This is a genomic window from Pseudomonas sp. TE3899 (assembly GCF_056279105.1).
Window position 1 is genome coordinate 5,570,786 of sequence record NZ_JBWBQR010000001.1, and the last position, 24,412, is coordinate 5,595,197.

20 protein-coding genes and 1 pseudogene are annotated in these 24,412 nt (G+C 60.9%); 13 read left to right on the plus strand and 8 right to left on the minus strand.

Annotated features, from left to right (window positions below):
• The first annotated feature begins 107 nt into the window (after positions 1-107).
• Positions 108-1,967 carry a c-type cytochrome gene (locus ACZ89E_RS25290; protein ID WP_476256660.1) on the plus strand — a complete coding sequence of 620 codons (1,860 nt, stop codon included), beginning with the start codon at positions 108-110 and terminating at the stop codon, positions 1,965-1,967.
• A gap of 27 nt (positions 1,968-1,994) precedes the next feature.
• Entirely contained in the window at positions 1,995-3,242 is a 1,248-nt protein-coding gene (locus ACZ89E_RS25295) for a metallophosphoesterase family protein (RefSeq protein WP_476256661.1), read from the plus strand.
• Between the two features lie 115 nt (positions 3,243-3,357).
• On the opposite strand, the gene gbcA is transcribed toward ACZ89E_RS25295, so the two are convergent.
• Positions 3,358-4,653: a glycine-betaine demethylase subunit GbcA gene (gene gbcA, locus ACZ89E_RS25300; protein ID WP_149659635.1), complete on the minus strand. Its 1,296-nt coding sequence runs from the start codon at positions 4,651-4,653 to the stop codon at positions 3,358-3,360.
• A gap of 282 nt (positions 4,654-4,935) precedes the next feature.
• On the opposite strand from gbcA, the gene gbcB reads away from it, so the two are divergent.
• A complete protein-coding gene (gbcB, locus tag ACZ89E_RS25305; protein ID WP_149659633.1) occupies positions 4,936-6,036 on the plus strand; it encodes a glycine-betaine demethylase subunit GbcB in 1,101 nt (366 codons plus the stop codon).
• Positions 6,037-6,156: 120 nt separating this feature from the next.
• Here the strand turns inward: gbcB and ACZ89E_RS25310 are convergent, their stop codons facing one another.
• The 3 genes from ACZ89E_RS25310 to ACZ89E_RS25320 all read right to left on the minus strand — a co-directional run bounded on the left by ACZ89E_RS25310 (position 6,157) and on the right by ACZ89E_RS25320 (position 9,021).
• The gene (locus ACZ89E_RS25310) at positions 6,157-6,981 is read right to left on the minus strand and encodes an SDR family oxidoreductase (RefSeq protein WP_476256662.1); all 825 of its coding nucleotides are present in this window, start codon (positions 6,979-6,981) and stop codon (positions 6,157-6,159) included.
• 214 nt (positions 6,982-7,195) lie between these two features.
• Positions 7,196-7,729, minus strand: coding sequence for an REP-associated tyrosine transposase (locus ACZ89E_RS25315; protein WP_149659631.1), 534 nt, complete (start codon positions 7,727-7,729; stop codon positions 7,196-7,198).
• Positions 7,730-7,980: 251 nt separating this feature from the next.
• Positions 7,981-9,021: a threonine aldolase family protein gene (locus ACZ89E_RS25320; RefSeq protein ID WP_463258690.1), complete on the minus strand. Its 1,041-nt coding sequence runs from the start codon at positions 9,019-9,021 to the stop codon at positions 7,981-7,983.
• A gap of 131 nt (positions 9,022-9,152) precedes the next feature.
• Between ACZ89E_RS25320 and ACZ89E_RS25325 the strand changes: the two genes are divergently transcribed.
• From ACZ89E_RS25325 to fdhA, 8 genes and pseudogenes are all read left to right on the plus strand, one after another.
• Complete coding sequence (locus tag ACZ89E_RS25325) at positions 9,153-9,869, plus strand: TraX family protein (RefSeq protein ID WP_149659629.1); 717 nt, start codon at positions 9,153-9,155, stop codon at positions 9,867-9,869.
• A 322-nt stretch (positions 9,870-10,191) separates the two neighbouring features.
• The gene (gene glyA, locus ACZ89E_RS25330) at positions 10,192-11,445 is read left to right on the plus strand and encodes a serine hydroxymethyltransferase (protein ID WP_149659736.1); all 1,254 of its coding nucleotides are present in this window, start codon (positions 10,192-10,194) and stop codon (positions 11,443-11,445) included.
• 23 nt (positions 11,446-11,468) lie between these two features.
• Positions 11,469-12,720: pseudogene (locus ACZ89E_RS25335) on the plus strand (sarcosine oxidase subunit beta).
• Positions 12,721-12,734: 14 nt separating this feature from the next.
• Complete coding sequence (locus ACZ89E_RS25340; RefSeq protein WP_123410389.1) at positions 12,735-13,064, plus strand: sarcosine oxidase subunit delta; 330 nt, start codon at positions 12,735-12,737, stop codon at positions 13,062-13,064.
• On the plus strand, positions 13,061-16,078 hold the full coding sequence (locus ACZ89E_RS25345) for a sarcosine oxidase subunit alpha (RefSeq protein WP_463258687.1): 3,018 nt from the start codon (positions 13,061-13,063) through the stop codon (positions 16,076-16,078). The genes ACZ89E_RS25340 and ACZ89E_RS25345 overlap by 4 nt, the downstream gene beginning before the upstream one ends.
• Before the next feature lie 134 nt (positions 16,079-16,212).
• A complete protein-coding gene (locus tag ACZ89E_RS25350; RefSeq protein ID WP_476256663.1) occupies positions 16,213-16,845 on the plus strand; it encodes a sarcosine oxidase subunit gamma in 633 nt (210 codons plus the stop codon).
• A 126-nt stretch (positions 16,846-16,971) separates the two neighbouring features.
• Positions 16,972-17,829, plus strand: a complete 858-nt coding sequence (gene purU, locus ACZ89E_RS25355) for a formyltetrahydrofolate deformylase (protein ID WP_123513155.1) — start codon at positions 16,972-16,974, stop codon at positions 17,827-17,829.
• A 205-nt stretch (positions 17,830-18,034) separates the two neighbouring features.
• Entirely contained in the window at positions 18,035-19,234 is a 1,200-nt protein-coding gene (gene fdhA, locus ACZ89E_RS25360) for a formaldehyde dehydrogenase, glutathione-independent (RefSeq protein ID WP_007947729.1), read from the plus strand.
• 646 nt (positions 19,235-19,880) lie between these two features.
• Here the strand turns inward: fdhA and ACZ89E_RS25365 are convergent.
• The 3 genes from ACZ89E_RS25365 to ACZ89E_RS25375 are packed head-to-tail and all read right to left on the minus strand — an operon-like array spanning position 19,881 to position 21,845.
• Positions 19,881-20,555 carry an anti-sigma factor gene (locus tag ACZ89E_RS25365; RefSeq protein WP_149659626.1) on the minus strand — a complete coding sequence of 225 codons (675 nt, stop codon included), beginning with the start codon at positions 20,553-20,555 and terminating at the stop codon, positions 19,881-19,883.
• Positions 20,552-21,196, minus strand: coding sequence for a sigma-70 family RNA polymerase sigma factor (locus ACZ89E_RS25370; RefSeq protein ID WP_149659625.1), 645 nt, complete (start codon positions 21,194-21,196; stop codon positions 20,552-20,554). Before ACZ89E_RS25370 ends, ACZ89E_RS25365 begins: the two co-directional genes overlap by 4 nt.
• Positions 21,197-21,251: 55 nt before the next feature.
• On the minus strand, positions 21,252-21,845 hold the full coding sequence (locus tag ACZ89E_RS25375; RefSeq protein WP_476256664.1) for a fasciclin domain-containing protein: 594 nt from the start codon (positions 21,843-21,845) through the stop codon (positions 21,252-21,254).
• 339 nt (positions 21,846-22,184) lie between these two features.
• Between ACZ89E_RS25375 and ACZ89E_RS25380 the strand changes: the two genes are divergently transcribed.
• Positions 22,185-22,739 carry a DUF2780 domain-containing protein gene (locus ACZ89E_RS25380; RefSeq protein ID WP_463258686.1) on the plus strand — a complete coding sequence of 185 codons (555 nt, stop codon included), beginning with the start codon at positions 22,185-22,187 and terminating at the stop codon, positions 22,737-22,739.
• Between the two features lies 1 nt (position 22,740).
• Here ACZ89E_RS25380 and ACZ89E_RS25385 read toward each other — a convergent pair whose 3' ends face one another.
• Positions 22,741-23,628, minus strand: coding sequence for an acyltransferase (locus tag ACZ89E_RS25385; protein ID WP_476256665.1), 888 nt, complete (start codon positions 23,626-23,628; stop codon positions 22,741-22,743).
• A gap of 267 nt (positions 23,629-23,895) precedes the next feature.
• Here ACZ89E_RS25385 and rloA2 point away from each other — a divergent pair, with 267 nt between their 5' ends.
• Positions 23,896-24,402: a retropepsin-like aspartic peptidase RloA2 gene (rloA2, locus tag ACZ89E_RS25390; protein ID WP_169372764.1), complete on the plus strand. Its 507-nt coding sequence runs from the start codon at positions 23,896-23,898 to the stop codon at positions 24,400-24,402.
• Positions 24,403-24,412 lie beyond the last annotated feature (10 nt).

The window sequence follows — 24,412 nt, forward strand, 5'->3', positions numbered from 1 at the left end:
CTCGCTCCTACAAAAGCGACGCGAAACCTGTAGGAGCGAGGCTTGCCCGCGAAGGCGATTTACCAGGCGCTACACCTCTGCGGGTCTTGCACAAGGAAATGGATGATATGGACAGTTACATCCGCTGGTTTCAACGCTTCATCTGGCTAGGCATCGTGATGAACATGTTCTTCGCGCTGCCAGCCCTGTTTGCCCCGGCGCTGCTCACGTCGATGCTCGGCCTGCCGCCGCAACTCTCCGATCCCTGGCTGGAAAACGCCGGCATGTTGCTGGTGGGGATCAGCGTGTTCTACATGCCGTCGGGCTTCAACGCGCCGAGGTTCGTGGTGCATTCCTGGTTGTGCGTGTTGTCGCGGCTGATCGCCGTGGCGTTCTGGATCTACCTGATCAACACCAGCAACCAGGCCACGGTGTTCGTGCCGATGTTCCTCGGCGACTTGAGCATGTTCCTGATCCTCGGGATCCTGCTGTACCTCGGCACCACGCCGGCCACTCGGCCGTTGGCGCTGCTGTGCGACGGCTGGCGGGAGTGGCGCGCCGGATGGGCGCTGCGCTGGCAAAGCCACGGCTTCAAGGTCGGGACGCTGATCGTGGTGCTGCTGCTGGGGTTTATCGGCTACGAAACCTGGTACCAAATGCTGCGAGTGGTGCCGGCAGAGAAATACGCCTCGGATGAAGACCACTACAAATACGCCGCCATCGGCCTCGGTATCGAAGCACGCATCCCGTATTACCTGTTCGCCGTACTGCCGCAGATGTGCCCGGAGAAACTGCCGAAACCCGGCGGCTATGAAGTCTTCGGCTTCCTCTACGAAAACGGCAAGGACCTGCCCGTCGGCATGGCCAAGCGGCAGATCGGCTACCCGACCGTGGAGCCGAACTGCGCCCTGTGCCACACCGGTTCCTACCGCGCGAATGCCAGCGACGTCGCCAAAACGGTGGCCACCGCACCGGCCAACACCTTGCAACTCCAGGCCTTCCAGTGGTTCGCCTACGATTGCGCCAGCGACCCGAAATTCACCACCGACGCGGTGATGACGGCGATCAACAGCAAGTTCCAGCTCGGCTTTTTCGAGCGGATTTACAACCGCTACCTGATCATCCCGATGGCCAAGAGCGCGTTGCTCGCGCAGAAACAGGCGTACGCCTGGCAGAAGCTGCGCCCACCTCAAGGACCGGGGCGCACCGACACCTTCAACCCGACCAAAATGGTGGTGTTCGGCTTCCCGGATGACTCGACCATCGGCACCGTCGACCTGCCGCAAGTCTGGAACCAGAAACCCCGGGAGTCGCTGTACCTGCACTGGGACGGCAACAACAACGACATCCACGAGCGCAACTACGCAGCGGCCATGGCCGTGGGCGCGACGCCGGAATCGGTGCTGCCGGAAAGCTTCAACCGCGTGACCAATTGGCTGCTCGGCACCCAGCCACCGAAGTGGCCGTGGGCGCTGGATCAGGCCAAGGTTGCCCAGGGCAAACCGGTGTGGGACAAGAACTGCGCCGGGTGCCATGAGTTCGGCCGCACCGACACCGGCCAGGTCACCACCAACATCGATGAACTGGGCACCGATCCCCATCGCCTGGACTCGTTCACCACCGGTCTGGTGACCGCGTTCCACGGCTTCAAGAAACCGCCGTTCGACTTCAACGCCTATCGCAAGACCCAGAGCTACAGCAACACCCCGACCGACGGCATCTGGATGCGCGCGCCTTACCTGCACAACGGTTCGGTGCCGACCCTGTGGGATTTGCTGCAACCACCGGAACAGCGGCCGCCGGTGTTCTTCACCGGTTCCGACGTCTACGACCAGCAGAAGGTCGGCTTCGTCACCACCACCCAAATCCCGGGGGGCTTCAAATACGACACACGACTGGAAGGCAACCACAACAGCGGCCACCTGTATGGCACGCAGCTGTCGGATGTCGATAAACGGGCGCTCATCGAATTCATGAAAACCCTGTGATCCCACTACGGATGGAGGAAGGCCAACATGTCATTAGTCAGTCATTGGGAACATGAGTACGACAAGGTCAAGCTGCGCCTGCACGGGCTGTTCACGCGGCTGGAAATGTCGTGGAAGAAACTCGTCAGCGAGCTGGAGCCGCAAGAGTTCGAGGCCATTGTCGCGCTGCTGCAGCGCGGTCACGACCAGGCGCAATACGTGCTCAAGCACGGCGACTTGCCGGACGATGAACCGAGCGTGCCGTGGGAGTTGTCCCACGGCTTGTCGATCCTGCACATCGGCAACGCCACCCCGTTGCCGCAATCCACCGACGAGTTGCAAACCCGGGTGCTCAAGGACGGCAGTCTGCTCGGTTGTCGCAAGTGGGAACTGCTGGACTTGCTGTGGAGCGAGGCGTTGCTGAAGTGGATCGAAAACCTGCGGCATCACGCGCCGTTCGCCACCACCCCGGCGCTGATGAAAATGGACAGCGACGTGATTCTGGGGATTGCCGGCGACTGGGGCACCGGGCCGTTCGACAGCCATGCCCCAGCGGTGGCGGTGGCCAATCAGATGCAACTGGCCCAGGCCGATTTCACCATTCACTTGGGGGACGTGTATTACGCCGGCACTCACTCCCAGGAAGACGTCGACATGGTCGGCTGGCCCATGGGCAAGCACGGCTCGTTCACCCTCAATTCCAATCACGAGATGTACAGCGGCGCCCATGGCTACTACAAGGAACTGGCCAAGCGCTTCCCGACGCAGCAGGGCACCAGTTATTTCGCGTTGTACAACGATGACTGGCTGGTGGTCGGGCTCGACACGGCCTACGCCTCGGACGCGATCAACCTGTACATGGACGGCACGCTGAACAAAGAGCAGATCGCCTGGATGAAACAGCTGCCTCAGCGCAAGAAGATCATGGTGCTCAGCCACCACCAGGGCTTTGATATCTCCGGGCACAACAAGACGGCGCTGTATCAACCGGTGTGCGATGCCTTGGGGCGTGAGCCGGATTACTGGTACTGGGGGCATTTGCACAACGGCATCTGCTACGCCGCCCAGGGCGGGCTGCATGCACGGTGCGCCGGGCATGGGGCGATTCCGTATGGCAATGCCAGCGAGCTGAACGGGCATTCGCGGGTGTTGTGGTCGGAAACCGAGAATGCGCGGGACGAGGAATACCCGGATCGGGTGTTGAACGGTTACGTGAAAGTGCGGCTGGTGGGGGAGAACATCGAGGAGACGTTTATCGGGGAGGATGGGTCAGTGCGGTGGTCTTCCCTTAGATGATCGTTCCCACGCTCTGCGTGGGAATGCCTCAATGGACGCTCCGCGTTCGGCTCTTGGGACGCGGAGCGTCCCGGGCTGCGTTCCCACGCGGAGCGTGGGAACGATCATGCTCAGGTCAGCCCTGAACCGGCACGCCTTTGAGGTAAGGCGCAGGCTCCGCCCCGAGGTTGTTCAACAACCGCTCGCTGTACCAATCCACAAAATTCACCACGCCAAACTCATAAGTCTTGGAGTAAGGCCCAGGCTGGTAAGCCGTGGAGTTGATCCCGCGCTGGTTCTCTTCCGCCAGGCGCCGGTCCTGGTCGTTGGTCGCATCCCAGACTTTGCGCATGCGCTCGACGTCGTAATCCACGCCTTCGACGGCATCCTTGTGCACGATCCACTTGGTGGTGACCATGGTTTCCTGTGCGCTGATCGGCCACACGGTGAACACGATGATGTGGTCGCCCATGCAGTGGTTCCACGAGTGCGGCAGGTGCAGGATGCGCATCGAGCCGAGGTCCGGGTTCTTGATCCGGCCCATGAGTTTGGCGCAGCCCTGTTTGCCATCGAGGGTCATCGACACGGTGCCCTTGAGCAGCGGCATGCGCACGATGCGGTTACGCAGGCCGAAACTGGCGTGGGCGTAAGGGATCTTCTCGGCTTCCCAGGCGGCGGCGGAGGCGGCGACGTGGTCCTTGAACGCCTGGTCGGCGCGCGGGTCGGTGACGTCGTCCCATTCCAGCAGGGTCTTCAGCAGTTCCGGGTGCGACGCGTTGCAGTGGTAGCACTCGCGGTTGTTTTCCAGCACCAGTTTCCAGTTGGCCTTTTCGAACAAGGTGGTCTGGATCGCCACCTTGGTGTTCTCCATGTCGTACGGTTCCATGTAATGGTTCAGCGTCGACAGGAAGTCATCAATGGCCGGCGGGTTTTCCGACAGGCTGATAAAGATGTAGCCGCCAGCGGTCTTCACGCTCACCGGTTTGAGGCCGTACTGCTTCATGTCGAAGTCGGCGCCCATTTCGGTGCCGGCGAACAGCAGGCGACCGTCCAGCTCGTAGGTCCACTGGTGGTAGTGGCAAACCAGTTTGGCGACTTTGCCTTTTTCACTGGTGCACAGCCGCGAGCCACGGTGGCGGCAGACGTTGTGGAATGCGTGCACCACGCCGTCGGCGCCGCGGATCACGATGATCGGGTTCTTGCCGACTTGCAGGGTCAGGTAGTTGCCCTTGGCCGGGATTTCGCAGGTCATGCCGGCGATCAACCACTCTTTCTGGAAGATCTCCTGCATATCGATATCAAACAGCCGTTCGTCAGAGTAAAACGGCTGTGGCAGCGAGAAAGTGCGCTCGCGCTCTTGCAGCATCTGCGCGGTGGCCTTGCGTGCGGGTTCCAGCGGATCGCCCAGGCTGATTTTTGCGGTGACGTCCATCGATTTGATCCTCAAGGCCTTTCTGTGAGGCCGGCGAAAGTGGCTGATACGGTTACATCGCAAGGCGTAAAGAAACTGTAGTTGTGTGGAGCGAGTGTGGGGCCGGCGCATCCCTGAACCTTATCCATGGGCGACATGGCCCAATCTGTTCCCGACGCGCAACCCCCGGTAGTTGGGGGCTGGTCGCGATAAGTATGTGAATGTCGCAGATAGGTAAATGGGTGGCTCGCGCTATACGCAGAATCGCCAACATAAGGCCGACCATCGGCGGTGGAGAACAGCATGTCCAACAGCTTCCTGAATCCGGTAACCACCCAGACCTGGGCCAATGGTCGACACATCGTCCGTTGCGTCAAAGTCATCCAGGAAACCTGGGACGTGCGCACCTTCTGCTTTATGGCCGATCAGCCAATCCTGTTCTTCTTCAAGCCCGGGCAGTTCGTGACCCTGGAGCTGGAAATCGACGGCGTGCCGATCATGCGTTCCTACACCATTTCCAGTTCGCCGTCGGTGCCGTACAGCTTTTCGGTGACCATCAAGCGCGTGCCGGGGGGCAAGGTCTCCAACTGGTTGCACGACACGCTGCACGAAGGCCAGGAGCTGGCGGTGCACGGGCCGGTCGGGCTGTTCAACGCCATGGACTTCACCGCGCCGAAGGTGCTCTACCTCAGCGGTGGCGTCGGGATCACGCCGGTCATGTCCATGGCGCGCTGGTTCTACGACACCAACGGCAACGTCGACATGGTGTTTATCCACAGCGCCCGTTCGCCCAAAGACATCATCTATCACCGCGAGCTGGAACACATGGCGTCGCGGATCGATAACTTCAGCCTGCACCTGATCTGCGAGAAGCACGGTCTGGGCGAGCCATGGGCCGGTTATCGCGGCTACCTGAACCACAAGATGCTGGAACTGATGGCGCCGGACTTCATGGAGCGCGAAGTGTTCTGTTGCGGCCCGACGCCGTACATGAACGCGGTCAAACGTATGCTCGAGGCGGCCGGTTTCGACATGAGCCGTTATCACGAGGAATCCTTCGGCGCCACGCCAGCGGAAGCCCGTGCCGATGCGGTGGAACAAGCCGAAATCGCTGCCGACGCGCCGGAAGTCGATTTGGCGGACCTGCATCAAGTCGAATTTATCTCGTCCGGCAAGAGCATTCGGGTGGCCCCGGGTGAAACCGTGCATGCGGCGGCGGCCAAGCTGGGCTTGCTGATTCCAAAGGCGTGCGGGATGGGGATCTGCGGGACATGCAAGGTAATGAAGCTGGGGGGCGAGGTCGAAATGGACCACAACGGCGGGATTACCGAGGAAGACGAGGCCGAGGGTTACATCCTGTCGTGCTGCAGTGTGCCGAAGGGCGACGTGCGGATCGATTTTTGAAGCTCGCGCAATAACCTTGTAGGAGCTGTCGAGCGAAACGAGGCTGCGATCTTTTGATCTTGTTTTCAGGATCAAGATCAAAAGATCGCAGCCTCCGGCAGCTCCTGCAGGGTTCGCTTTTCAGTCGACAAACAGATCCGGCATCAGTTTGTCGATCGAGCCCGGTTCAAACCGATACCCCTCGAACTCCGTCACTCCGCTTTCGCGCAAAACCTCCTCATCAATCAACAACCGCCCGGTCATGCTGCGACCGCTGCTGTCCAGAATGATGTGCGCGGCGTCCGCCATGATCGCCGGCGTTCGTGCGTGTTTGAACGATTCCCGCGAGCCGAGCTGAAACTCGATGGCCGCCGTGGCGATCATGGTTTGCGGCCATAGCGAGTTGACGCTAATGCCGTAATTGGCAAATTCCTCGCTCATTCCCAGCGTCAGCATGCTCATGCCGTACTTGGTCACGGTGTAGGGGCTGTATTGCGCGAACCATTTCGTCGCCAGGTTCAGCGGCGGCGACAGGTTAAGGATGTGGCCGTTGGATTTTTTCAGATAGGGCAGGGCCGCCTGGCTGCACAGCAGCACGGCGCGGGTGTTGATCTGGTGCATCAGGTCGAAGCGCTTGAGTTCGATGTGTTGCACGCCGGTCAACTTGATCGCCCCGGCATTGTTGACCAGCGCATCAATCCCGCCGAAATGCTCATTGGCCCGGGCCAAGGCCTCCCGCACCGCGACTTCATCGCGCACATCCACCTGCAGCGCCAACGCCTGGCCACCCGCCGCTTCAACTTCCTGCGCCACGCTGAAAATCGTCCCCGGCAACTTGGCATGCGCGTCGGCACTTTTAGCCGCAATCACAATATTGGCCCCGTCCCGCGCGGCCCGCAGCGCAATCTCGCGCCCGATGCCACGGCTGGCGCCGGTGATGAACAGGGTTTTGCCTTGAAGGGACATGGGTGCGCTCCTGATTGTTATTGTCTGAGCGATTCAATGTAGTCCAAGACGCGTGCCGCGATGATCGACGATGATCGTTCCCCCGCTCCGCGTGGGAATGCCTCCAGGGACGCTCCGCGTTCCAGCTTCACCGCCAGCGCAAGGCCAGACTCCGCTTGTGACGCGGAGCGTCACGGGCTGCATTCCCACGCGGAGCGTGGGAACGATCAACGTGTCAGTACCACCGCTGTATTTCGATCAGTCCTTCCTGACCTGCGTAATCTCGGGCGCTTGAGTACCTCCACTGTTCCGGTAAGTCCACATACCCACGCTTCACCGGGTTGTAATGGATGTAATCCAGCTTCTGGCGCATCACTGTTTCGCTGAGCACCATCTCGGCATGTGAACCCTCCTGCCACAGCTGATAAACGCGATCCTTCTTGTGCGCCCGTTTACTGAACCGCAGACGCTGCAATGCGCGTTCAGCCCCTTTGCTTTGCAAATCGTCCAGGATTTGTCGGGCAGTGAAGGATTTGAACTGGTGGAGGCATTTACTCAGGTCTGGAGCTTGCGCGACGAAGTGCAGATGGTTTTCCAGGACCACATAGCCATACAGCTTTAAATCCTGATGCGTTTGCTGATAACGCCAGCAATTGAGCAGGTGATCGACGATATAAGGCCGGATGAACAGCGGGAGCCATTCCAGGAGGGTGCAGGTGAGGAAGTGGGGTTTGTCAGGTTCGGTGATGGTGTAGCGGCTTCGGCCCATAGGTGCATTCCATTGCGAAGGGATGACTAGGGTGAGCCGGGTTTTGACGTCAGGCTAGCGGACGGCACCGCGAAGCGCGTGGGAAATGGCGACGCGCCTCCACTGATCGTTCCCCCGCTCCGCGTGGGAATGCCTCCAGGGACGCTCCGCGTTCCAGCTTCACCGCCAGCGCAAGGCCAGACTCCGCTTGTGACGCGGAGCGTCACGGGCTGCATTCCCACGCGGAGCGTGGGAATGATCGGTGTCGGGGCTTAGCGGGACATGACTTCGCGGATGTCCGTTGCGAGTTCGCGTACGCGCTCTTCTTCGGTGTCCCACGAGCACATGAAGCGCGCGCCGCCGTTGCCGATGAAGGTGTAGAAGCGCCAGCCCTTGGCGGTCAGGGCGGCGATGGCGGGTTCCGAGAGTTGCAGGAACACACCGTTGGCCTGTACCGGGAACATCAGTTCCACGCCCTGGATGTCGCTGACCAGTTCCGCCAGCAGTTGCGCGCAGCGGTTGGCGTGTTGGGCGTATTTGAGCCAGGCGTCGTTTTCCAGGATGCCGACCCAGGGGGCCGAGAGGAAACGCATCTTCGAGGCCAGTTGCCCGGCCTGTTTGCAGCGGTAGTCGAAGTCTTCCGCCAGTTTGTGGTTGAAGAACAGGATCGCCTCGCCCACGGCCATGCCGTTTTTCGTGCCGCCGAAGCACAACACATCGACGCCGGCCTTCCAGGTCAGGTCCGCCGGGGTGCAACCGAGGAAGGCGCAGGCGTTGGAGAAGCGCGCGCCGTCCATGTGCAGGTTCAGGCCCAGCTCTTTGCAGGTGACGCTGATGGCGCGGATTTCTTCCGGGGTGTAGACGCTGCCGACTTCGGTCGCCTGGGTCAGGGTCACGACGCGGGGTTTCGGGTAGTGGATGTCCTGGCGCTTGAGCGCGACTTCGCGGATCGATTCCGGGGTCAGCTTGCCGTTTTCAGTGCGCGCGACCAGCAATTTGGAACCGTTGGAGAAAAACTCCGGGGCGCCGCATTCGTCGGTTTCGACGTGGGCGGTTTCCGAGCAGATCACGCTGTGGTAACTCTGGCACAGCGAGGACAGGGCCAAAGAGTTAGCGGCAGTGCCGTTGAACGCGAAGAACACTTCGCAGTCGGTTTCAAACAATTTGCGGAAATCGTCGGACGCGCGGGCGGTCCATTCGTCGTCGCCATAGGCGCGCTGGTGGCCGTGGTTGGCCTGTTCCATGGCTGCCCAGGCTTCAGGGCAGATACCGGAATAGTTGTCGCTGGCAAATTGTTGGCTCTTATCGGTCATGGCCTGATTCCGTGTTCAAGGCCCTTATGGTGAAGGGACTTGTGGTCAATGATGGTGCGCACTTTACCGAAGATCGTCCGGGGAGCACACGCAGTGATGCTGTCAGAAATGTACACAGTTGACGGGCAATTATGCACATGACGCCACGGGACGGCGCGCTGGATCTGCTCAAGTGGCTGGCGCTGCTGAGCATGGTGCTCGATCACCTGCGATATGTCGGTTACTCCGTCGATTTTCTGTATGTGCCGGGGCGGTTGGCGTTTCCGTGGTTTTGTCTGGCAATGGCGACGAATCTGGCGCGGGCGCGTGCAGCCACTGCAACGGGTCAGTGGCGTTACCTGGGGTGGTTGATCGTATTCAGCGCCATCAGCGAAATTCCCTACCGGATCTACATTCCCGATCCCGACACCTTCAATGTGATGCCCACGCTGGTACTTGGCTTGCTGGTGGCGCGGGGCTGGCAGCAGCCGACACTTCAATCGCGATGGCTGGCGATCGGCGCGGTGTTGCTTGCGCTGGTGTTCCCGGAGCGACTGATGTTCGGTTTCTTCGGCGTGCTGTTGCCGCTGGCGATGCTGCTGGTGATCCGCCGGCCCTGGTATTTCAGCCTGTTGCCGGGGCTGGTGTGCCTGGCGGCGAATCAATGGCAGGTGCTGTATGGCGCGGCGCGGATGGGGAACAGCGCGGCGATTTTCGGTATTGCCGCTTGTCTGATTGCGCCACTGATCGGTGTATTGCTACTGCAACACGCTCGTAGCCTCAAGCCACCGCCCATGCGTCGTTGGGCGTACGCGCTCTATCCCGCGCACTTCCTCGCCCTGTTGGCGTTACGCCAACTCATTGCCTGATGCCGTTTCTGTGGATGGGGCTTTTGTGGCGAGGGGGCTTGCCCCCGTTGGGCTGCGAAGCGGCCCCAGATCAAGACATTGCAGTCCCGGGTTTTTTACGACTGCTGCGCAGCCGAACGGGGGCAAGCCCCCTCGCCACAAGCAAGCTCCCTCGCCACAGGACGCAGCCATTTTGCGTCATGTCGTAAACGCACCTTTGCGTGGCGTCCATAGGCATTTGACCTGTCTGCGCCGGTCATACCATCGCATCCAAAGGGCACTGCCGAAAGGTACGTGCCTCACCGAGACGAAAGGCGCACAAGCCGCCGCTGGGAGAGACGCGATGTTCAGCAAGCAAGACCAGATCAAGGGCTACGACGATGCACTGCTGGCGGCGATGAATGCCGAGGAGCAACGCCAGGAAGATCACATCGAGCTGATCGCGTCAGAGAACTACACCAGCAAACGCGTCATGGAAGCGCAAGGCAGTGGCCTGACCAACAAATACGCCGAAGGTTATCCGGGCAAGCGCTACTACGGTGGCTGTGAGCACGTGGACAAGGTTGAAGCCCTGGCCATCGAACGCGCCAAGCAACTGTTCGGCGCCGATTACGCCAACGTCCAGCCGCACTCCGGTTCCTCCGCCAACAGCGCCGTGTACCTGGCCCTGATCCAGCCGGGCGACACCATTCTCGGCATGAGCCTGGCCCACGGCGGTCACCTGACCCACGGCGCCAAAGTGTCGTCCTCCGGCAAGCTCTACAACGCCGTGCAGTACGGTATCGACACCAAGACCGGTCTGATCGACTACGACGAAGTTGAACGCCTGGCCGTCGAGTGCAAGCCGAAAATGATCGTCGCCGGGTTCTCGGCTTACTCCAAGACCCTCGACTTCCCGCGCTTCCGTCAGATTGCCGACAAGGTCGGTGCGCTGCTGTTCGTCGACATGGCCCACGTGGCCGGTCTGGTCGCCGCCGGTCTGTACCCGAACCCGCTGCCGTACGCCGACGTGGTCACCACCACTACCCACAAGACCCTGCGCGGTCCACGTGGCGGCCTGATCCTGTGCAAGGCCAACGAAGAAATCGAGAAAAAGCTCAACTCCGCCGTATTCCCCGGCGCCCAAGGCGGCCCGCTGATGCACGTCATCGCCGGTAAAGCGGTGTGCTTCAAGGAAGCGCTGGAGCCTGGTTTCAAGGCTTACCAACAACAAGTGATCGACAACGCCCAGGCCATGGCCGGCGTGTTTATCAAACGCGGCTACGATGTAGTGTCCGGCGGTACTGACAATCACCTGTTCCTGGTCAGCCTGATCCGTCAGGGCCTCACCGGTAAAGATGCGGACGCCGCCCTCGGTCGCGCCCACATCACCGTGAACAAGAACGCTGTGCCGAACGATCCACAGTCGCCGTTCGTGACCTCGGGCCTGCGCATCGGCACCCCGGCGGTGACCACGCGCGGCTTCAAAGTCACCCAGTGCGTGACGCTGGCCGGCTGGATCTGCGACATCCTCGACAACCTCGGCGATGCCGACGTTGAAGCGAATGTGGCGCAGCAAGTGGCAGCCCTGTGCGCGGACTTCCCGGTTTATCGCTGAGCGCGGTTTTGGAGTAAATGACTATGCAACGCTATTCGGGCTTCGGCCTCTTCAAACACTCCCTCAGCCATCACGAAAACTGGCAGAAAATGTGGCGCACGCCGACCCCGAAAAAGGTCTATGACGTGGTCATCGTCGGTGGTGGCGGGCATGGTCTCGCCACGGCTTACTACCTGGCCAAGGAACACGGCATCACCAACGTGGCTGTGGTCGAGAAAGGCTGGCTGGGCGGCGGGTAACACCGCGCGCAACACCACCATCGTTCGCTCCAACTACCTGTGGGACGAGTCGGCGCACTTGTACGAACACGCGATGAAATTGTGGGAAGGCCTGTCCCAGGACCTGAACTACAACGTGATGTTCTCCCAGCGCGGCGTCTACAACCTGTGCCACACCCTGCAGGACATCCGTGATTCCGAGCGTCGGGTCAGCGCCAACCGCCTCAACGGCGTGGACGGCGAACTGCTGGATGCCAAGCAAGTGGCCGATGAGATTCCGTACCTCGACTGCTCGAAGAACACCCGCTACCCGGTGCTGGGCGCCACCGTCCAGCGTCGCGGCGGCGTGGCCCGTCACGATGCCGTGGCCTGGGGCTTTGCCCGGGCCGCTGACGCACTCGGCGTGGACTTGATCCAACAGACCGAAGTGATCGGTTTCCGCAAGGAAAACGGCGTGTGCATCGGTGTTGAAACCAACAAGGGCTTCATCGGCGCCAAGCGCGTCGGTGTGGTGACCGCCGGCAACTCCGGGCACATGGCCAAGCTCGCCGGTTTCCGTCTGCCGATCGAATCCCACCCGCTGCAAGCGCTGGTGTCCGAGCCGATCAAACCGATTATCGACAGCGTGATCATGTCCAACGCCGTGCACGGTTACATCAGCCAGTCCGACAAGGGCGACCTGGTGATCGGCGCCGGTATCGACGGCTACAACGGCTACGGCCAGCGTGGTTCGTACCCGGTGATCGAGCACACCATCCAGGCCATCGTCGAGATGTTCCCGGTGCTGTCCCGCGTACGCATGAACCGGCAGTGGGGCGGCATCGTCGACACCACGCCGGATGCGTGCCCGATCATCTCCAAGACGCCGGTCCCGAACATGTTCTTCAACTGCGGTTGGGGCACCGGTGGCTTCAAGGCGACACCTGGCTCGGGCAACGTATTTGCCGCGAGCCTGGCCAAGGGTGAAATGCACCCGTTGGCCGCACCTTTCTCCATCGACCGTTTCCACAACGGTGCGTTGATCGATGAACACGGCGCTGCTGCGGTTGCCCACTAACAGGAGAAATCCCCATGTTGCATATCTTCTGTCCTCACTGCGGCGAGCTGCGCTCCGAAGAGGAATTCCACGCATCCGGCCAGGCGCACATCCCGCGTCCACTGGATCCTAATGCCTGCACCGACGAGGAGTGGGGCGACTACATGTTCTTCCGCGATAACCCTCGCGGTCTGCACCACGAACTGTGGATCCACGCCGCCGGTTGCCGCCAGTACTTCAACGCGACCCGCGACACCGTGACCTACGAGATTCTCGAAACCTACAAGATCGGCACCAAGCCCCAATTCACCGACAAGACCGATAGCCCGAAAGCGGCGAGCACGGCTCTGGGAGAGAAGGTATGAGCCAGACCAATCGCCTGTCCAACGGCGGACGGATCGACCGCAACAAAGTGCTGAGCTTCACCTTCAACGGCCAGGTCTACAAAGGCTTTGAAGGCGATTCCCTGGCCGCAGCCTTGTTGGCCAACGGCGTGGATATCATCGGTCGCAGCTTCAAGTATTCCCGTCCGCGCGGCATCTTCGCCGCCGGTGCCGAAGAGCCGAACGCGGTGCTGCAGATTGGCGCCACCGAAGCTACGCAAATCCCGAACGTGCGCGCCACGCAACAAGCGCTGTACCAGGGTTTGGTCGCCACCAGCACCAACGGCTGGCCGAGCGTGAACAACGACATGATGGGGATTCTCGGCAAAGTCGGCGGCAAGCTGATGCCGCCGGGTTTCTACTACAAAACCTTCATGTACCCGCAATCGTTCTGGATGACTTACGAGAAGTACATTCGTAAGGCTGCCGGTCTGGGCCGCTCGCCGACCGAGAACGATCCGGACACCTACGACTACATGAACCAGCACTGCGACGTGCTGATCGTCGGTGCCGGCCCTGCTGGCCTGGCCGCTGCATTGGCCGCTGCGCGCAGCGGTGCTCGCGTGATCCTGGCCGATGAGCAGGAAGAGTTTGGCGGCAGCCTGCTCGATTCTCGGGAAAGTCTCGATGGCAAACCGGCGACCGAATGGGTCGCCAGCGTCATCGAAGAACTGAAAAACACCCCGGACGTGCTGCTGTTGCCCCGCGCCACGGTCAACGGTTACCACGACCATAACTTCCTGACCATTCACGAGCGTCTGACCGATCACCTCGGCGACCGCGCCCCGATTGGCCAGGTGCGCCAGCGCATCCACCGGGTTCGCGCCAAGCGTGTGGTGCTGGCGACCGGCGCTTGCGAGCGTCCATTGGTTTACGGCAACAACGACGTGCCGGGCAACATGCTCGCCGGCGCTGTCTCGACTTACGTGCGCCGCTACGGCGTGGCGCCGGGCAAGAAGCTGGTGCTGTCGACCAACAACGATCACGCCTACCGCGTGGCGCTGGATTGGCTCGACGCCAGCCTGCAAGTCGTGGCCATCGCCGACGCTCGCAGCAATCCGCGTGGCGCTTTGGTTGAAGAAGCCCGCGCCAAAGGCATCCGCATCCTCACCGGCAGCGCCGTGATCGAGGCCCGTGGCACCAAGCGCGTAACCGCTGCTCGCATCGCCGCGATTGATGTGAAGGCCCACGCCGTGACCAGTCCTGGCGAATGGCTCGATTGCGATCTGGTTGCCACTTCCGGCGGTTACAGCCCGGTGGTTCACCTGGCTTCGCACCTGGGCGGCAAGCCGACCTGGCGTGAAGACATTCTCGGTTTCGTACCGGGCGAAGCCCCGCAGAAACGCGTGTGCGTCGGTGGTATCAACGGCGTCTACGGCCTCGGCGATTCCCTGGCCGATGGTTTTGAAGGCGGCGCTCGCGCCGCCAGTGAAGCCGGTTTCGGTGTGGTCGAAGGTTCCTTGCCCAAAGCCCTGAGCCGTCTCGAAGAGCCGACCCTGGCGCTGTTCCAGGTGCCCCACGAAAAGAACACCGCACGGGCGCCGAAGCAATTCGTCGACCTGCAAAACGACGTCACCGCCGCCGCCATCGAACTGGCGACCCGCGAAGGCTTCGAGTCGGTCGAGCACGTCAAACGCTACACCGCGCTGGGCTTCGGTACGGACCAGGGCAAGCTCGGCAACGTCAACGGCCTGGCGATTGCCGCCCGTTCGCTGAACGTGACCATCCCGCAGATGGGCACCACCATGTTCCGCCCGAACTACACGCCGGTGACCTTCGGCGCCGTGGCCGGTCGTCACTGTGGGCACATCTTCGAACCGGTGCGTTTCACCGCGCTGCATCACTGGCACGTGAAAAACGGCGCCGAGTTTGAAGACGTCGGTCAGTGGAAACGTCCTTGGTACTTCCCGAAAAATGGCGAAGACCTGCATGCCGCCGTCAAGCGCGAATGCAAAGCCGTGCGCGATAGCGTCGGCCTGCTGGACGCTTCGACCCTGGGCAAGATCGACATCCAGGGCCCGGATGCCCGTGAGTTCCTGAACCGCATCTACACCAACGCCTGGACCAAGCTCGATGTGGGCAAGGCGCGCTACGGTCTGATGTGCAAAGAAGACGGCATGGTCTTCGACGACGGCGTAACAGCCTGTCTCGCCGACAACCATTTCGTGATGACCACCACCACCGGCGGCGCTGCACGCGTGCTGCAATGGCTGGAAATCTACCAACAGACCGAATGGCCAGACCTGAAGGTGTACTTCACCTCCGTGACGGATCACTGGGCAACCATGACCCTGTCCGGGCCGAACAGCCGCAAGCTGCTCAGCGAAGTCACCGACATTGATCTGAGCAACGAAGCCTTCCCGTTCATGACGTGGAAAGAAGGCCTAGTCGGCGGTGTACCGGCGCGGGTGTTCCGGATCTCGTTTACCGGTGAGCTGTCGTACGAAGTCAACGTGCAGGCCGACTACGCCATGGGCGTGCTCGAAAAAATCGTCGCGGCGGGCAAGCAGTACAACCTGACCCCGTACGGCACCGAAACCATGCACGTACTGCGGGCCGAGAAGGGCTTCATCATCGTGGGCCAAGACACCGACGGCTCGATGACCCCGGACGATTTGAACATGGGCTGGTGTGTCGGTCGCACCAAACCGTTCTCGTGGATCGGCCAGCGCGGGATGAATCGCGAAGACTGCGTGCGTGATCAGCGCAAACAGTTGGTGGGCCTGAAGCCGATCGATCCGACCAAGTGGCTGCCGGAAGGGGCACAACTGGTGTTCAACACCAAGCAAACCATCCCGATGACCATGGTCGGTCACGTGACCTCCAGCTACCTGCACAACTCCCTCGGTTATTCGTTTGCCATGGGCGTGGTCAAGGGTGGGTTGAAGCGCATCGGCGAGCGGGTGTTCGCACCGCTGGCGGATGGCAGCGTGATCGAGGCGGAGATTGTTTCTTCGGTGTTCTTCGATCCGAAGGGTGATCGCCAGAACATCTGACACCACAGTACCTGTGGGAGCGTGGCTTGCCCGCGATGAACGATAACGCGGTGCCTCAGGCAGACCGAGTTGCTCCCATCGCGGGCAAGCCACGCTCCCACAGGTGAGATGCAAGAATTCAGGAAAGGTGCTTTATGACCGCAGCCAATGTTTACCAACAACGCCCAACCACCGGGGCCAAGGCCGAGTCGTCGCTGCATCACGCCGACCTCGCCAGCCTCGTGGGCAAGGGCCGTAAAAGCGCCGGCGTGATCGTGCGTGAGAAAAAACTCCTCGGCCACCTGACCCTTCGTGGTGATGGCCACGATGCCGCGTTCAGCGCCGGCGTGCACAAGGCCCTGGGCATCGAGTTGCCCGGCGCGTTGAGCGTCATCGTCAAAGGCGAAACCAGCCTGCAATGGATGGGGCCGGATGAGTGGCTGCTGATCGTGCCGACCGGCGAAGAATTTGCCGCCGAGCAAAAGCTGCGTGAAGCGTTGGGCGACCTGCACATCCAGATCGTCAACGTCAGCGGCGGCCAGCAGATCCTCGAACTGAGCGGCCCGAACGTGCGCCAGGTGCTGATGAAATCCACCAGCTACGACGTGCATCCGAACAGCTTCCCGGTGGGCAAGGCCGTCGGCACGGTGTTCGCCAAGTCGCAACTGGTGATTCGCCACACCGCTGAAGACACCTGGGAACTGCTGATCCGTCGCAGCTTCTCGGATTACTGGTGGTTGTGGTTGCAGGATGCGGCCGCCGAATACGGGCTTAGCGTCCAGGCGTAATGATCGTTCCCACGCTCTGCGTGGGAATGCATCCCGGGACGCTCCGCGTCCCAAAGCGGACGCAGAGCGTCCATGGCGGCGTTCCCACGCAGAGCGTGGGAACGATCAGATAGGAGTCACCGCACTATGAGCCGCGCCCCAGACACATGGATTCTGACCGCCGACTGCCCAAGCGTCCTCGGCACCGTGGATGCGGTGACCCGCTTTCTGTTCGAGCAGGGCTGCTACGTCACCGAGCACCATTCCTTCGATGACCGGCTCTCGGGTCGTTTCTTCATTCGTGTGGAATTCCGCCAGCCTGACGGCTTCGACGAACAAGCCTTCCGCGCCGGCCTCGAAGAGCGTGGCCAGGCCTTCGGCATGATCTTCGAGCTGACTCCGCCGAACTACCGCCCGAAAGTGGTGATCATGGTCTCCAAGGCCGATCACTGCCTCAACGATTTGCTCTACCGCCAGCGCATCGGCCAGTTGTCCATGGACGTGGCCGCCGTGGTCTCCAACCACCCGGACCTCAAGCCGCTGGCCGACTGGCACCAGATTCCGTACTACCACTTCCCCCTGGACCCGAACGACAAGCCTTCGCAAGAGCGTCAGGTGTTGCAGGTGATCGAGGAGTCCGGCGCCGAACTGGTGATCCTTGCCCGTTACATGCAGGTGTTGTCGCCGGAGCTGTGTCGCAAACTCGACGGCAAGGCGATCAACATTCACCACTCCCTGCTGCCGGGTTTCAAGGGCGCCAAGCCCTATCACCAGGCCTACAACAAGGGCGTGAAACTGGTCGGCGCTACCGCGCACTACATCAACAACGACCTGGACGAAGGCCCGATCATCGCCCAGGGCGTGGAGGTCGTGGACCACAGTCATTACCCGGAAGATTTGATCGCCAAGGGGCGGGATATTGAAGGGCTGACCCTGGCGCGGGCCGTGGGGTATCACATTGAACGCAGGGTTTTCCTCAACGCCAACAGAACCGTCGTTCTTTAGATCGCCTTCGCGGGCAAGCCTCGCTCCTACAGGATTGGGGTTGCTCGTGAAAATGGGGCCACCTCAATCCTGTAGGAGCAAGGCTTGCCCGCGAAGAGGCCCTCACAAACAACGCAAAAAGACACAGGCAATAACCCGAGCAATCAACGCGCCGCCGCTGTCTGGCGACGCGACCGCTACATAAAAACAACAGCGAGGTGAAAGCATGTCTGGTAATCGTGGTGTCGTGTATCTCGGCAACGGCAAGGTCGAAATACAGAAAATCGACTATCCCAAAATGCAGGACCCGCGCGGCAGGAAGATCAATCACGCTGTCATCCTGCGCGTAGTCTCCACCAACATCTGTGGTTCCGATCAGCACATGGTGCGCGGTCGTACCACCGCTCAAACCGGCCTGGTCCTGGGCCACGAAATCACCGGTGAAGTGATCGAGAAGGGCAGCGACGTCGAAAACCTGCAAATCGGCGACCTGGTGTCCGTTCCGTTCAACGTCGCTTGCGGGCGCTGCCGTTCCTGCAAAGAGATGCACACCGGTGTCTGCCTGAGCGTCAACCCGGCCCGTCCCGGCGGTGCTTACGGTTATGTCGACATGGGCGACTGGACCGGCGGCCAGGCGGAATACGCCATGGTGCCGTACGCCGACTTCAACCTGCTGAAACTGCCGGACCGTGATCGCGCGATGGAAAAAATCCGCGACCTGACCTGCCTCTCCGACATCCTGCCGACCGGTTATCACGGCGCCGTGACTGCGGGCGTTGGCCCTGGCAGCACCGTGTACATCGCGGGCGCTGGTCCAGTCGGTCTGGCCGCTGCGGCTTCCGCGCGTCTGCTGGGCGCGGCGGTGGTGATCATCGGTGACGTCAACACCGTGCGCCTGGCGCACGCCAAGGCTCAGGGTTTCGAAATCGCCGACCTGTCCCTCGACACCCCGCTGCACGAACAAATCGCTGCACTGCTGGGCGAACCGGAAGTGGATTGCGCCGTCGACGCCGTGGGCTTCGAAGCGCGTGGTCACGGGCATGACGGCGTGAAACACGAGGCTCCGGCCACCGTGCTCAACTCGCTGATGGGCGTGGTTCGCGTAGCGGGCAAAATCGGTATTCCGGGCCTGTACGTGACGGAAGATCCGGGCGCTGTGGATGCGGCCGCGAAAATGGGCAGCCTGAGCATTCGCTTCGGTCTGGGCTGGGCCAAATCCCACAGCTTCCACACCGGCCAGACGCCCGTGATGAAGTACAACCGCCAGCTGATGCAGGCGATCATGTGGGACCGCATCCACATTGCCGACATCGTCGGCGTGGAAGTCATCAGCCTCGACGACGCACCACGTGGCTATGGCGAGTTCGATGCCGGCGTACCGAAGAAGTTTGTGATCGACCCGCACAAGTTGTTCAGCGCGGCGTAAGACTTTACCGCAATGCAAAACGGCGACCTTCGGGTCGCCGTTTTTTTTTGATTGCAGAATCGTTGGTTGGCAGATGGCGCTAATTACATTTTTTTCTAAAGAACTGTCAGAGATGACAGGTGTAAGTGCACTGGGTTGTTAATACGATGGACTTGTCGTGACATTTGTTATGTCAATCGCAAGGTTCTTCTTGTACCAATGACTTTTATTTTCAGGGAGTGATGATAATGAACATTGCTAAAAAAATAGGATTACCGTGCGCCTCGATATTACTGCTGTTGGTCAGTACCCAGGGTTTCGCCGATGAACAGTGTGCGAAGGCTTTCATGAACAGCTCAGCAGCCGCTACTTGTAGCGGTAACGCAGTGACAACTCAGAACCCTCCGGGCACATGCAATCTGGATCAGACGTGTTTTGGGACAGGCACCTTCACTGATGGTCCCGCTGGATGGACTCGTCGTTCGACGGATCGGGCACAAAACATAATTTCAGTTCCATTGAGCGATGTAGCGAAGTTGTCAAACTGTAATAGCAAGTTAACCGTTGGTAGTTGTTAGTTTCTGCAACGCGTCGGTTCGTGTTGAGCGAAGTAAAACGGCGACCTTCGGGTCGCCGTTTTTTTGAATCAAAAGATCTTGCTGTTTGCTCACAACGCCGCCAACGCCCCTTGATACAACACCGGCCCCGTCGGCTGTCCGGTCGGCGAGCCACCCTTGGGCTCAAGACTCACCGCCAACGCAATCGGTTTGCCGATCAACGCCTTCTGCGCATCGCTCAACTCAACCTTGCCCTTGCCGCCCGCCGGAATCACGCCGAGGGAGATCGGTTTGCCGTTCGCTGGTATCGCCCACAACTCCAGGCTGCGTCCTGGATCAACCGCAGCCAGTGTCAGCGGCTCGACGTTCAGGAAGTTCGCGTGCGCTTCAACTTTCAACGCAGGTTGTGCGTCGGCGCTGAGCAAAGTGGCGCTGTAGCGGGCATCGTCGCGGTTGTAGAGCATGCTCAGGAACACGACCACCACCAGCGAACACAGCGCCGCCGTTACCCGCATCCAGTTCCAGAATGAACGCTTCTCGGGCACGTGCAGCCTCTGCGGTTCGATCCGTGCGGTGATTCCCTGCCACACATGCTCTGGCACCGGTTGCTCGGGCAATGCTTCGGTCAGGCTGGCGAGGCTTTCCTGCCAGTGCGCCAGTTCTGCGCGCAATGCCGCATCCTCCAGCAGCAACTGTTCAAAACGTCGGCGAGCCGCGGCGGGCATCAAGCCAATGGCGTAGTCGGCGGCGAGGGCGCGGCGCAGGGTCGGAGTTTGGTAATTCATGATTCAAGGCACCTGCGCAGGCGCTCCATGCCACGGCGGATCCAGGACTTGACCGAGCCCAGCGGCGCGGCCAGATGCTCCGCCAATTCGGAGCAGGACAGCCCCTGAAAGTACGCCACGGTAATCGATTGGCGCTGCCTGCCTTCGAGGCTTTCCAGGCAGCGGTTCAAGGCATTGGCCTCGCGGGCGGCGTTCAGTAATTCGTGGGCGGAGGGGCTTTCGTCCACCAGCGCCAGTTCTTCCTGATCGGTCAGCGGCCGGTCGCGGTGTTTGCGCAACTGGTCGATGGCTTGATTGCGGGTGATGTTGATCATCCAGGTCAGCGGTGCCGACAGGTGCGATTCATAGCGCGAGGCGTTGTTCCAGATGCGCACGAAGCTTTCCTGCAACACTTCTTCGGCCAGGTCGTGGCGGCCCATGAAACGCAGGGCGATACCGTGCAAGCGCGGGCCGACGCTACGGTAAAGCGTCTCGAACGCGCGGCGGTCCCCCAGTGAACACTGGGCCAGAAGCTGTCGGAGCTGATCGGTGTCGGCGATGGAAATGACGGTTCTCCAGGCAATCGAGCTCGCGACGATGGGCCGCGTACGGTGCCGGTTGCAGGCAGAGGTTAGTTCACCGCGCGGGGTTGTTCCATTCACGGACGGGCACCTCGGAAAAATGCCGGCCCCGATGCGCAGGGCCGGCGAGCACTGCTCAACCTTTGGGCATCAGCACTTTGTCGATGACCTGAATCACACCGTTGGACTGGTACACGTCATAGGTGGTGATGTCGGCGACGTCACCCTTTTCATCCTTGAGCGTGATGTTGTGCGGGCCGTTCATCATCACCCACAGCTTGCCGCCCGCGACGGTGGTGAGTTCGGCTTTGCCGCCGCCCGCCTTGATCTTCGCGGCCAGGGTCATCATGTCGAGTTTGCCGGCGACGACGTGGTAGGTGAGGAGCTTGGTCAGGGTGCCTTTGTTCTCGGGTTTGAGCAGCGTATCGACCGTGCCGGCGGGCAGGGCGGTGAACGCCGAGTTGACCGGGGCGAACACGGTGAACGGGCCTTTGCCTTTGAGGGTGTCGACCAGACCGGCGGCTTTTACCGCAGCCACCAGGGTGGTGTGGTCGGCGGAGTTCACCGCGTTATCGACGATGTCCTTGCTGGGCAGCATGCTTTGGCCGCCGACCATGACGCTGTCGTGGCTCATGTCTGCCGCTTGCACGGTATTGAGGGCGAATCCGCCGGCAAGGGCCAGGGTCAGCAGGCTGGCAATCAACGGGGTTTTGATCGAAGTGCGGTTCATGGTGGTGATCCTTGTGGGGAGAATCGGCCAGGAGTGTCTGTCCGTGCTTGATATACGCGGCGGGGTCTAGACTGGATGCACCACCAAGAAACTCTTTGTGACTGAGGCCTTATGTGGCGAGGGGGCTTGCCCCCGTTCGGCTGCGAAGCAGTCGTCAGTCCGTTGAATGCGGTCTGCCTGGAAAATGCAGGGGCCGCTTCGCGACCCAACGGGGGCAAGCCCCTCGCCACAAAAGCCCGCTCCCACAGGGGGTTGGGAACATTCCCCGGGGATGTCAGTCGAACGCACAGTTTTGCGCCGCTCATGGGTGGGCGGTTTATGCCTATAGAGGTTGTCTCGATGAAGATTTCACGCGGTTTTGCACTGGCTTCGCTCATGACCCTCGCGGCCAGCCCGGTGTTTGCTCAGTTCAACCTGAACGATGCGGCCAATGCCATCTCCGGCATGAAAGGCGACAACGCCGCCGCCGCAGCCGCGCCCACCTCGCAGACGGCCGGCCTGCTGAGTGCGCTCAGCCAATTGAACGTGACCCCGCAACAAGCCGTTGGCGGCACCGGGGCGATGCTCGGTCTGGCCAAAAATCAATTGAGTTCGACGGATTACTCAGAGTTGGCCAAAAGCGTACCGGGGATCGATAAACTGTCGGGTGGCGGTGAGCTGGGTGCCCTCAGCGGCTTGCTCGGTTCGTCCGGCAAATCGGCCGGCCTGGAAAACGCCTTGGGCAATGTGAAGAACACCAATGACCTGAACAGCGCATTCAGCGCCTTGGGCATGGACAGCAGCATGATCGGCCAATTTGCTCCGGTGATTCTCCAGTACCTCGGTGGCCAGGGCGTTGGAGGTCCATTGCTGGAAAGCCTGGGCGGGATCTGGGGCGCCGGCTCCGGTAGCTGATTCAGCGGCGCTCGGTGCGCAACGCGTCGATGCGCTTGTCCTTCTCGATCCAGAGCTGGTTGACCCAGTTCTGGACCGTTTCGCGAAACAGCGGATCGTTTTCGTAATCCCCCTGCCACAACGCCGGGTCCAGTTCGCGGGGCTGGATGTCGATGATGACCTTCGGCACGTTACCGCTGATCAAATCCCAGAACCCCGGAATCGCCTGCTGCGGATACACCACCGTCACATCCAGAATCGCATCCAGCTGTTCGCCCATCGCCGCCAGCACAAACGCCACGCCGCCGGCCTTGGGCTTGAGCAGGTGGGTGAAGGGTGATTGCTGCTCGGTGCTTTTTGCCGCCGTAAACCGGGTGCCTTCCAGGTAATTGACCACCGTCACCGGCTGACGCTTATACAGCTCGCACGCAGCCTTGGTGATCTCCAGATCATGCCCGGCCAATTCAGGGTTTTTCGCCAGGAACGCCTTGGTGTAGCGCTTCATGAACGGGTAATCCAGCGCCCACCAGGCCAGGCCCAGGAACGGCACCCAGATCAGCTCTTTCTTGAGGAAGAATTTGAAGAACGGCGTGCGCCGGTTCAGGGTCTGGATCAGCGCCGGGATATCCACCCAGGACTGGTGGTTGCTGATCACCAGATAGGACGTAACAACTCGCAGGTCAGCGCCCCCGCGAATGTCCCATTGGGTGGGGATGCACAGGCGGAAGATCAGCTTGTCGATTTCGGCCCAGGTCTCGGCGATCCACATCACCGACCACGAGGCGTAATCGCGATAACGGCCGGGCAGGACCAGTTTGAGCAGGGCAAACACCATCAGCGGCCCGAACAGGACCAGGGTGTTGAGCAACAGCAGCAGGGTAACGAAACAGCCGGTGAGCAGGCGGCGCATAAGTAACTCTTGAAAGCATTTGGGCGCGCCATGATAAGCAGCTTCGGGCGGCAGGCCAAATCGGGGGTGACGAATGTTTCACCTTTGAAGCGATATGCTCAGAATCATGAAGATCCCCTGTGGCGAGGGAGCTTGCTCCCGCTTCGGCTGCGAAGCAGTCGTCAACCCGACGCACGCGGTACTGATCGTTCCCACGCAGAGCGTGGGAACGATCTAACCGATAAAGGTCTAAAATCCCGCTGCCCACTCCTTATGGATGCCCAATACGTGAAATCCCTCCTTGCACTGCTGACCCTCGTGGCCCTGCCGGTCATGGCCGCCGAGCCGACCCTGTACGGGCGTTACGAATACATCGCGCTGCCGGAAATCGGCGGTGAAGTCCTCAAGGCCAAGATGGACACCGGCGCCCTGACGGCATCGCTGTCGGCCAAGGACATCGAAATGTTCACCCGCGACGGCGACGATTGGGTGCGCTTCCGCCTCGCCACCAAGGACGCGAGCAACAAGGTCTACGAGCACAAGATCGCGCGGATCAGCAAGATCAAGACCCGCTCCGAAGAAGACGAGGACGAGAAGGACGAAGCCGCACCCACCAAGCGTCCGGTCGTCGATCTGGAACTGTGCCTGGGCAACGTCAAGCGCACGGTCGAGGTCAACCTCACCGACCGCAGCAGCTTCAATTACCCGCTGCTGATCGGCGCCAAGGCCTTGCGTGAATTCGGCGCAGCGGTGAACCCGGCCCGACGTTTTACCGCGGATAAACCCGACTGCTGATTGACGGGAT